General features: G+C 40.5%; 10 protein-coding genes. 8 read left to right on the top strand and 2 right to left on the bottom strand.

The annotated features are described in order from the left end of the window. On the top strand, window positions 1-2,149 hold a 2,149-nt coding region (locus XEN7305_RS01340), incomplete at its 5' end, for an Ig-like domain-containing protein (RefSeq protein WP_006507518.1). A gap of 7 nt (window positions 2,150-2,156) precedes the next feature. Here XEN7305_RS01340 and lnt read toward each other — a convergent pair. After that, window positions 2,157-3,662, bottom strand: coding sequence for an apolipoprotein N-acyltransferase (gene lnt / locus XEN7305_RS01335; RefSeq protein ID WP_040896344.1), 1,506 nt, complete (start codon window positions 3,660-3,662; stop codon window positions 2,157-2,159). A gap of 140 nt (window positions 3,663-3,802) precedes the next feature. After that, window positions 3,803-4,576: a hydroxyacylglutathione hydrolase gene (gene gloB, locus XEN7305_RS01330; protein WP_006507516.1), complete on the bottom strand. Its 774-nt coding sequence runs from the start codon at window positions 4,574-4,576 to the stop codon at window positions 3,803-3,805. Window positions 4,577-4,749: 173 nt separating this feature from the next. Between gloB and XEN7305_RS01325 the strand changes: the two genes are divergently transcribed. The 7 genes from XEN7305_RS01325 (at window position 4,750) to nuoK (ending at window position 10,132) form a co-directional block, all read left to right on the top strand. After that, window positions 4,750-5,142: a universal stress protein gene (locus XEN7305_RS01325; protein WP_006507515.1), complete on the top strand. Its 393-nt coding sequence runs from the start codon at window positions 4,750-4,752 to the stop codon at window positions 5,140-5,142. Between the two features lie 121 nt (window positions 5,143-5,263). Next, window positions 5,264-6,658: an S-layer homology domain-containing protein gene (locus tag XEN7305_RS26280; RefSeq protein WP_006507514.1), complete on the top strand. Its 1,395-nt coding sequence runs from the start codon at window positions 5,264-5,266 to the stop codon at window positions 6,656-6,658. Between the two features lie 294 nt (window positions 6,659-6,952). Continuing rightward, the gene (locus XEN7305_RS29240) at window positions 6,953-7,105 is read left to right on the top strand and encodes a hypothetical protein (protein WP_006507513.1); all 153 of its coding nucleotides are present in this window, start codon (window positions 6,953-6,955) and stop codon (window positions 7,103-7,105) included. A 260-nt stretch (window positions 7,106-7,365) separates the two neighbouring features. After that, window positions 7,366-8,484: an NADH-quinone oxidoreductase subunit NuoH gene (gene nuoH / locus XEN7305_RS01315; RefSeq protein WP_006507512.1), complete on the top strand. Its 1,119-nt coding sequence runs from the start codon at window positions 7,366-7,368 to the stop codon at window positions 8,482-8,484. 55 nt (window positions 8,485-8,539) lie between these two features. Then, window positions 8,540-9,118 (top strand): NAD(P)H-quinone oxidoreductase subunit I, encoded by a 579-nt coding sequence (ndhI, locus tag XEN7305_RS01310; RefSeq protein ID WP_006507511.1) that lies wholly within the window; start codon window positions 8,540-8,542, stop codon window positions 9,116-9,118. A gap of 11 nt (window positions 9,119-9,129) precedes the next feature. Further along, the gene (locus XEN7305_RS01305) at window positions 9,130-9,741 is read left to right on the top strand and encodes an NADH-quinone oxidoreductase subunit J (protein ID WP_006507510.1); all 612 of its coding nucleotides are present in this window, start codon (window positions 9,130-9,132) and stop codon (window positions 9,739-9,741) included. A gap of 85 nt (window positions 9,742-9,826) precedes the next feature. Next, window positions 9,827-10,132, top strand: coding sequence for an NADH-quinone oxidoreductase subunit NuoK (gene nuoK, locus XEN7305_RS01300; RefSeq protein ID WP_006507509.1), 306 nt, complete (start codon window positions 9,827-9,829; stop codon window positions 10,130-10,132). The last annotated feature ends 298 nt before the right edge of the window (window positions 10,133-10,430 follow it).

Here is a 10,430-nt window from a genome sequence, read left to right as displayed (position 1 = left end):
TAATGACGTTAATGGAGCAGGAGAAAGCTATTTGGTTTTCGGGACTAGTAATCCCAGTTCTTCTATTGAATTATCAAGTCTTAATGGCAGTAATGGTTTTGTTCTTAATGGAATGGATGGGGGTGATGATTCAGGTTTTTCGGTAAGTAGTGCGGGAGATTTCAATGGCGATGGTTTAGATGACGTTATTATTGGTGCTCCTGATGCTGACGGTAGTTCAGGAGAAAGCTACGTGATTTTCGGGACTAGTAATCCCAGTTCTTCCATTGAGTTGTCAAACCTTGATGGCAGCAATGGTTTTGTTCTTAATGGAATGGATGGGGGTGATGATTCAGGTTTTTCGGTAAGTAGTGCGGGAGATATTAATGGTGATGAGCTTGCTGACTTGATTATTGGGGCAAACTTTGCTGACCCTAATGGTAGTCTTTCGGGAGAGAGCTACGTGGTTTTCGGGACTAGTAATCCCAGTTCTTCCATTGAGTTGTCAAACCTTGATGGCAGCAATGGTTTTGTTCTTAATGGAATTAATGAGCGTGATTATTCAGGCCGGTCAGTGAGTAGCGCTGGAGATTTCAATGGCGATGGTCTTGCTGACATTATTACTGGAGCATATAAAGCTGACCCGAATCGTGTTGATCGAGCGGGAGAGAGCTATATTGTTTTTGGCAGAGATTTTAACACTGATGAAAATACAGCATTCACCACTAGCAGTGTACTTGCTAATGATACGGATCCTAACGAAGATACGCTCTCTATCACTGCTATTGATACCACAGGAACTTTAGGAATAGTTACAAACAATGGTGATGGCACCTTTAATTATGATCCTAATGGTCAATTTGACAGTTTGAATGATAAGGAATCAGCGACCGATACCTTTAGCTGTATCATCAGTGATGGCAACTTGACTGATACTGGCACTGTCACGATCGCGATCGCTGGAGTAAATGATCCCCCTATTGCCAATGATGATAGTTTTAACACCGATGAAGATACGCCATTTACCACTGGCAGTGCGCTCGCTAACGATACTGACCCCGAAGGAGATTCCCTTACTATCACTGCGATTGACACTACTGGAACTTTAGGAATAGTCACTAATAACGGTGATGGCACCTTTGATTATGATCCCAATGGGCAATTTGACAGTTTGAATGATGGTGAATCAGCAACTGATACCTTTAGCTACACCATTAGCGATGGCAACTTGACTGATACTGGCACTGTCACGATCGCGATCGCTACAAATCAAGTAATCAATGGTACTAATCTAGATGATACAGTAATAGGCGGTGCAGGCAAAGATACTCTTTATGGTCTTGATGGCAACGATCTCCTTCTTGGTCAAGATAACGACGATCGCTTAATTGGTGGGAACGGCAATGATGTTCTCAATGGCGAAGCTGGAGCCGATATACTTCTTGGAAGAAATAATCATGACACCCTAAATGGTGGAATCGGCGCTGATGTTCTTTACGGTCAAGAGGATGATGACTATCTAAATGGCAATGAGGGCAATGATACTCTCTATGGTGGAATCGGCGCTGATGTTCTTTACGGGCAAGAGGATAATGATAGGTTAATTGGAGAAGATGGGAATGATACTCTTGATGGCGGTATCGGGGCTGACATCCTTCTTGGAAGAAATAATGATGATAGTCTCATTGGTGGACATGGGAATGATCTTCTCAATGGCGAAGCAGGAGCCGACATACTTCTTGGTCAAAATGGGAATGACACTCTCTATGGTGACATTGGAGACGACATTCTTTACGGCCAGGAAGACAATGATAGATTAATTGGAAATAAGGGCAGTGATACTATTTATGGCGGTATCGGTGCTGATTTTATTTATGGGAAAAATGGTGATGACAGTCTCATTGGCGGTTTAGGTCTTGATACTTTAAAAGGTGGGCCAGACAATGATCGCTTTGTCTTAGCATCTGGTTTGACAGGCGATCGCGATATCATTCAAGATTTTGAGGATGGCATTGACATTCTGGAGTTGAGTGGTGGTCTGAGTTTTGGCAGTCTGACAATCACTCAAAATGGAACAGATACCGACATTATTGAGACTGCAACCAGTCAAACTTTAGCAACTCTTACTGATATTACGGCAACAAATATTAATGAGCTAGATTTCGCCTAGTGATTTTTTATAATAGTTTTTTTAATCCCAAAAATATACTGCCAAACAATAACAATGGAGTTAACCAATTGCCATATTTAACATACAGAGTTTGATGATCTCTTTGGTAAATAGTGCCTGCATGAACTTCATATTGATTGATCTTAGAAATCCAAATCGTATGGCCTCTAGGATCAACAATTGCAGAATATCCGGTATTTGTAGCTCGTGCTGCCCAGCGATCGCTCTCGATCGCGCGCATCACATCTTGGGCATGATGCTGAGCAGGCATCGTATCACTATAATGGGCGTTATTAGAAGCAGTAATAATAAACTGACCTCCCGCTTTTGCTTGGCGGCGAAAATGTTCAGCAAAAGCTGATTCATAGCAAATGCCCACAATTGCCCGGCCAAAAGGAGTATCAAAAGTTTGCTGGGAGCTCCCTGCTGCCAAATGGGTATCTAAAGGAGATAATCGATTGATTACTTTGCCTAAAACAGCTTCAAACGGAATATATTCCCCAAAAGGAACTAACTTATATTTGTCATAACGACTCAGGGTTTCTCCATCCCCAGCCAGGGTAAATAGACTATTCGTAAAACTTTTGTCCACCGTGCCAAAAGCTCCAACCCAAGCGGGCACTTTTTCTTGCAAGACAGCTTTATAAAAAGAACTATTATGAATTACACTTTTCCAATAAAAAGGGAGAGCTGTTTCTGGAGTTAAAACAATATCAACTCCTTGGCTAGCTAATTTTCTATAGCCGGAAGTATAACCTTCGATCGCCTTGGCTAAACCTTTGGGATATAGTTTGATTTCATTGGGAATATTACCTTGAATAATACCAACTTTAATCTCTTGAATATTGTTCTTGTTAATCGGAATTAAATAGAAATATAAGCCAATAAGATGTAAAAAAATAAATAAGGATATAGGCAATGCAACTAAAGTAATCTTATCTTTTGTTTGCGATCGCTTTTGCCAGAGCAAAATGACTTCTGCTAATACCCCATTTACGGCAACTAAAGATGCTGTGACCGTATTGAAGCCAGACAATTGACCTAACTGTAAAATAATTAAATTATGAGGGCTTTGGGTAAAAGAAAGTGAGCTCCACCATAAAGAGCCATAACTCCACAAAGTTTCGAGACAACACCATATAGTGATCCCAATTAAAACATTAAATAAAATTTGAGAAATAGAGACTTGATCAGTTTTTGTTTGTAGTTTCTGATTAATATAGGCAAATAAAAGCGACCATAAACCAACTAAAGCGGCACCCCATGAAGCAACAATCAGCCAACAAAACACTGCAATAAATAAACTGGCAATCCAAGGAATACCCATCCAAGTCATAGGATGAAGTCCTGTCAGCCAAAATAAAGCTGTTCCATGGTAGCTAGCGCCCCAGAGCAAACCTAATAAAAATATTTCCTTAAGAGATCTTTGGCGATCGCGAATTAACAACCAGAGAGGAGCCAAAACAAACCAAGCCAAATACCAAGCATTGACTGGTGCGGGAGCCAACCCCATCAAAATGCCACTACCCAAAGCCCATAATTTGGGATAGGAGTCGAATAAATTATTAATTTTCAATGTTGAATTTTTCCCCATTCGAGGACGATGCGAAGCTAGTGCTTTAATGCAAGTAATTATTAATTTTCAATTTTCAATTAAAACAAATCCTTCATACCCCGTAATTTACCGAACACTCGTGCTGGTTCTTCCTGATTAGTAAAAGATTTTAGGGCAGGAAAATCCCAACGCAAAAAAGGATTAGTTTGTTTTTCAACACCCAACAAAGAAGGAACTGTCGCGATCGCGCGATCGCGTTGTTCTTTTACTTCTTGATACCTAGTTTGCAAAATATTATTTCCTGCCTCGACGGTCAAAGCAAATTTTAAATTATTCAAAGTATATTCATGAGCACACCAAACACGGGTATTATCAGGCAAAGCTCTAATTTTGCCCAGAGAATTAACCATTTGACTAGGAGTTCCCTCAAACAATCTGCCACAGCCACCAGCAAACAAAGTATCACCACAAAATAATTCCCCAGTTTCTCCTGGCGTCAGAGGAGCAAAATAATAAGCAATATGGGCAAGAGTATGACCTGGAACAAAGAAAACTTGACCTTCGCGATCGCCAAACTTTACGCGATCGCCTTCCTGTAAAAAGACATGCTGCTCAGGAATGCGACCTCTATCCGACTCGCCCCCATAAATAACGAGATCAGGAAAATGTTGTAACAGCTTGCGATTCCCTCCCACGTGATCAGGATGATGATGAGTATTGAAAATAGCGATTAAATCCACTTCCAGCTCTTGTATCCTGTTCAATACTGGTTGGGCTACAGCAGGATCAACCACCGCAGCAATCTTTTGTTGTTCATCAAAAAGCAGGAAGACATAATTATCTGACAAAACCGGAATTCTTTCAATTTGCATGATATATTTTTTTAATTATTTATAATCTTGACTTCGGTATTCTTAAATTAAAGTCAAACTAAGGTACAAGTCACGAGACAGATAACAGAATGTTCTAAATAAATCCTTCTGCCCTCTGCCTTCTGCCTTCTGCCTTCTGCCTTCAAAAAATTAATTTCAAAAGTTAGGTAAAGATGTTCAAAACAGTTTTATTCCCTATTGATGGGAGTCGAGAAACTCGCGAAGCAGCAGATGTCGTAATTAATATAGTAAAAAAATACGATAGTCGTTTGGTCTTATTGTCGGTGGTAGATCCAGAGGCCCCAGGAGGAATGAGTTCTGAAACCGAAGTTGCCAAATTACTTGAAGGCGCAAAAACCTTATTTGCCCAACAAAATATTACTGTCGAAACTCTAGAAAAAACGGGAATTCCCTCTTTTACTATTTGCGATGTCGCGGATGAGATTGACGCTGATCTCATGATCATGGGAACTAAGGGATTGGGCTTGCCAAAAGACGATACCAGCCAAAGTGTGGCGCATCGGGCGATCGATCTCGCTCCTTGTCCAGTTTTAATCGTTCCTTAGCTATAAACTTTTTTCCTGCCAAGCAAACCCGAAGATTTCTTTTGACTTTAGACGGTTCTAAAATACTTGTGGTTTAATCTTGATTAAAGAATATCTATAACGTCTAGTTACTCATTGCGATATGACTAATTCATCTCCCCCGAATCCTCAACCTTCAGAACCCTCGCAACCGCCTACTCCCTCCCCAGAGGAACGTCGTATTCGACAAAATATCCGTATGCGAGCCTATAGAGATAACTCGGAAGAGTGGATTGCTGGGCTTGTGGCATTTGGAGCAATTGGAGCGATTCTTTTCTGGTCTTTAGGTGGCAGGAAAAGTGATTTTAATCTGTCCCAAAGCGGCTTTTTATCTTCCTCTAGTCAAACTACAGAAACCACTGATGCAACTCTAGATTCTCAAGATTTTGCCAGCACAGACAATCTGGATGTCTTAAATACTCAACAAGAATCTTCTGATCCTGCTTCATCAAAGGAGATTCGTCCTTCAGATAGTATTTCTATTGGCTCTGCTGCTAAGGATAATTCCAATCAAAAAAATAATTATTTTCGTTCTGTTACTCCTATTGCCGCTATTCCCTCTATAACCAAAGCTGATAAACCAAAAACTACAACAGAAGAAGGAATTACGGAATTAGAATCGGAATCCGAGGTGGTTAGTCCTGAGCCGGAAGCGGTGACCCCTCAAGCCGAGTCAGAAACTGAATCCGGAATAGTTGCTATTGAACCAGAATCGGAATCTGAGGTTGTAACTGAGTCTGAAACTGAACCCGAAATATCTGCTACTGACACCGAATCGGAGTCTGAGGTTGTAACCGAGTCTGAAACTGAACCCGAAATAGCTGCTATTGACACCGAATCGGAGTCTGAGGTTGAAACTCCTGAGCTTGAGGAAGAAGCCAATACTGAAACTACCAGCGTTAGTGCATTTTCTGATGTTGCCCCAGATTATTGGGCATATCCTTTCCTGGCCAAATTAGGAGAAGAAAAGTTATTGCCCGAATCTGAGACTTTTGAACCCGATGCGCCAATTACTAGAGCAGGGATGGCTGGATTAATTAGTCATGCTTTTGAAGATAATCCTGAAATCGAGGCTACCAAGCAATTTAAGGATGTCCCTGCCGACAATAGTGAGGTGGTCACTGATATCAACAAAGCAGTTGCTACTGGTTTTATGAATGGTTACTCAGAAGGCAATTTTTCTCCAGAACAAAATATCCCCCGCTATCAAGTTTTAGTGGCCCTAGCAACTGGGTTGAAACTGGAGCCTAGTGGCAATGCCGAGGCGATTTTGCAGAATTTTAGCGATCGCGAAGAATTACCAGAATGGTCATTAAACCAAGTTGCCGCAGCGACAGAAGCTGGCCTAGCGGTCAATCGTGAAGGTTTTGCCCTAACATCTTTGAACCCAAATGAATCTGCTACTAGGGCGGAAGTCGCAGCTATGCTCTACCAAACTTTGTCCAAATCTGGACGATTACCCGCGATCGAATCGGAATACATAGTTCCAGCTCCTTAAAAAAGGATTATTGTTTTTGTTTTAGAAGGCAAGAGAGCTAAACTCTGATGCTCTCTGTCATCGTTTGATTTTTCTTTACTTTAGTTAGGGAAACTTTATTTTTTGCTAATCAAATATAATTTATAACGGATAAAGATTAATATTCATTTCAATAATCACTGATTTCTCACATAGCGATCCCCTTTGATCCCATAATGGAAATATAGAGAAACAAAGCAATATCTAGCTCAAACAATAGTTTAAGTAACATTAGGTTTATTTACTCATTAATTAGCAAGTTGCAGGTGAATTATTATGAAAGTTATCGAAACTGTACGTGGTATGGTTAACTATCTAGCTGAAGGGTTTCTCCGTCTCTTTGGCCCCACTAATGACGAGTATCCTGAAATCGGCATTCAACCATTTGAAGGTGAAGTTTATAACCCTAGTTCCAGTGCGGATTGGTAAAGCAACAATTAAAAGTTTAATAAATAATTAATTTAGTGAAAGGTCGCGATTTTGGCCTTTCACTTTTTTTGGCTTTTTTGGTAATTTATTCACTCGTCAAGATTGGTGTTAGGTTTTTAAGTGTTAGGTTTTAGGCTTAAAAGAGTTATATTTTACTGAGCCTTGATGGCAGGGATAGTGTATCTTTTACTTAGAATGCAAGTTCTATACATAAAACACACTAAATTAGAGCGTACTTTAAATTAACCATACCAACAACCATGAATTCAGGAATTGACCTTCAAGGAAGTTTCATCGAAGCTCTGAGTGAGTTAGGATTGCCTCACGCGATCGCAAAGGCTCTCTGGTTGCCTTTACCCATGTTATTAATGATTATCGGCTCCACAGTAGGAGTGTTAGTCGTAGTTTGGCTAGAGCGGAAAATTTCTGCTGCGGCTCAGCAGCGGATTGGCCCTGAATATGCTGGCCCATTGGGAGTCTTACAACCCGTTGCCGATGGCATTAAACTAGTATTTAAAGAAGATGTGATTCCTGCTAAAGCTGATCCTTGGTTATTTACCCTGGGGCCTGTTTTGGTGGTAGTACCAGTATTTTTATCTTATTTAATTGTTCCTTTTGGGCAGAGTGTCAATATTACCGATTTAAATATTGGCATTTTTCTTTGGATTGCTCTTTCCAGTATTGCTCCTATTGGCTTGTTGATGTCGGGTTATGCCTCTAACAACAAATATTCCCTACTTGGGGGACTAAGAGCCGCCGCCCAATCTATTAGTTACGAAATTCCTCTAGCTTTAGCAGTTTTGGCAGTGGTCATGATGTCTAATAGTCTCAGCACCATTGATATTGTGGAACAGCAGTCGGGTTATGGCATTTTGGGCTGGAATGTCTGGCGACAACCTGCAGGTTTTATCATTTTTTGGATTTCGGCTTTGGCAGAATGTGAACGTTTGCCCTTTGACCTTCCAGAAGCAGAAGAAGAATTGGTAGCAGGATATCAGACCGAATATACAGGGATGAAATTTGCCTTATTTTATCTAGGCTCTTACGTCAATCTAGTATTGTCTGCTCTAGTCTTCGCGGTTCTTTATCTTGGTGGTTGGGAATTTATTGTTCCTTTGGATCAATTTGCCGGATGGCTAGGAGTTAGTGAAACCACACCTTGGTTACAAGTGCTTACCGCATCTTTGGGTATTATCATGACCCTGATGAAAGCCTATTTCCTCATTTTTATTGCTGTATTATTGCGTTGGACAGTGCCCCGCGTTCGTATTGACCAATTGTTAAATCTGGGATGGAAATTCTTGCTTCCTGTCGCTTTGGCCAATCTTTTAATTACCGCAGCACTTAAGTTAGCTTTTCCCATAGCCTTTGGCGGATGAATACAATAATTAGTTAATGATTAGTAACCAGTGAAATAATTAACAATCAACGAAAATGTTTAAAGTACTAAAACAAGTTCAAGATTACGCAAAAGAAAGTTTGCAAGCTGCTAAGTTCATTGGTCAGGGGTTATCTGTCACTTTTGACCATATGCAACGCCGACCTGTTACCGTACAGTATCCTTACGAAAAAGTTATTCCCTCCGAACGTTATCGTGGTCGGATTCACTTCGAGTTCGATAAATGTATCGCTTGTGAAGTTTGTGTTCGCGTCTGCCCGATTAATCTTCCTGTCGTTGATTGGGAATTTGATAAAAAGGTTAAAAAGAAAAAGCTTAATCATTACAGTATTGATTTTGGGGTTTGTATTTTCTGCGGTAACTGTGTGGAATATTGTCCGACCAACTGTCTTTCTATGACAGAGGAATATGAGTTGGCAGCCTACGATCGCCATGAACTCAACTACGATAATGTAGCTTTGGGCCGTTTGCCTTACAAGGTTACTCAAGATCCTGCGGTCACAGCGTTAAAAGAATTAGCTTATTTGCCCAAAGGAGTTATGGACCCCCATGATCTGCCTGCTGGTTCTCAGCGTGCAGGAAAGCGTCCTGAAGAGATTGTTGATAATAAGTAAAGGAGAAAGCAGTGACCTTAGCAGAAGGCGTTCAAATAGTTTCTTTCGGCATCTTAGCCATTATGATGTTGGGGACAGCACTAGGGGTTGTCCTATTGTCGAATATCGTACACTCTGCTTTTTTGTTAGCAGGGGTGTTTTTAAGCATTTCAGGATTGTATGTGCTGCTTAATGCGGATTTTGTCGCAGCGGCCCAGATTTTGGTCTATGTTGGAGCGGTTAATGTCTTGATTCTATTTGCCATCATGTTGGTAAATAAACAAGAAGATTTCTCCAAAATTCCTGGTCGTTGGATTCGTGATGCGGCAACGGCAGTTGTCTGTTTTGGTTTATTCGCTCTGCTGTCAACTGTGGTTCTGATTACGCCTTGGGCAGAGAATACAGTTTCTCCTGCGGTTATTGAGAATACGGTAGTCACGATCGGCGAACATTTCTTTAGTGATTTTCTCTTGCCTTTTGAATTGGCTTCAGTTCTGTTGTTAATGGCTATGGTCGGGGCAATTATTCTTGCTCGTCGGGATTTAATACCTGAACCAGTAGAGAAACAAGAGACTATTGCTACTAGTTTGACTTTACCAGAGCGTCCTCGGGAACTGGCTTCTCTGGGGGATTCGACTGATTAACAAAAGCAGATGGCAGAAGGTTCAATTTTTTTATTAGCCTTCTTTAAAAAAATAACAGTTAACGAGAAAGGAGAATTAAGAAACTGTGCAACTGGAATATTTTTTGTTATTAGGTGCGGCGTTATTTTGTATTGGGATCTATGGCTTGGTTACGAGTCGTAATGCAGTAAGAGTGTTAATGTCGATCGAGTTGATGCTTAACGCGGTCAATATTAATTTGATGGGATTTTCTAATTTCCTGGATGCGGGGGAAATTAAGGGACAAATTTTTACTGTTTTTGTGATTACTGTTGCTGCTGCCGAGGCTGCTGTTGGTTTGGCGATCGTGCTAGCAATTTATCGTAACCGCGACACAATTGATATGGAGCAGTTCAATCTTTTGAAATGGTGATTTCTGAGTAATTTGCTTTATTGAACATCAGTTCGACGAATTTTTCTTTGATTAAATTTCCCAAGTTGAACAACGAAGTAATAGGCTTTTTCCCAAACCCCCAAATCCCCAAATCCTTATAGTAATTGCTTTAGATCTTCTTTTAAAAATTTTAAAATAAAGGGAGATCTTTTTGGTTTAAATATTTACTGATACTAAATCCGATTCTGAAAACACATGTTTAGATGAGAAAATCTAAATGGACTCAAAACCTTCTGCCCTCTGCCCTCTGCCCTCTGCCATCCCTCAACTCGTAAGT

It is taken from the genome of Xenococcus sp. PCC 7305 (assembly GCF_000332055.1).
GTDB lineage: Bacteria > Cyanobacteriota > Cyanobacteriia > Cyanobacteriales > Xenococcaceae > Xenococcus.
Note: the sequence above shows the minus strand (reverse complement) of the source record. Positions and strands in the feature narration are given on the sequence as shown.

Coding starts and splice junctions, on each gene's coding strand:
- nuoH (WP_006507512.1), top strand. CDS start 7,366: ATGAATTCAGGAATTGACCTTCAAGGAAGTTTCATCGAAGCTCTGAGT.
- XEN7305_RS29240 (WP_006507513.1), top strand. CDS start 6,953: ATGAAAGTTATCGAAACTGTACGTGGTATGGTTAACTATCTAGCTGAA.
- XEN7305_RS01325 (WP_006507515.1), top strand. CDS start 4,750: ATGTTCAAAACAGTTTTATTCCCTATTGATGGGAGTCGAGAAACTCGC.
- lnt (WP_040896344.1), bottom strand. CDS start 3,662: ATGGGGTTGGCTCCCGCACCAGTCAATGCTTGGTATTTGGCTTGGTTT.
- gloB (WP_006507516.1), bottom strand. CDS start 4,576: ATGCAAATTGAAAGAATTCCGGTTTTGTCAGATAATTATGTCTTCCTG.
- XEN7305_RS26280 (WP_006507514.1), top strand. CDS start 5,264: ATGACTAATTCATCTCCCCCGAATCCTCAACCTTCAGAACCCTCGCAA.
- ndhI (WP_006507511.1), top strand. CDS start 8,540: ATGTTTAAAGTACTAAAACAAGTTCAAGATTACGCAAAAGAAAGTTTG.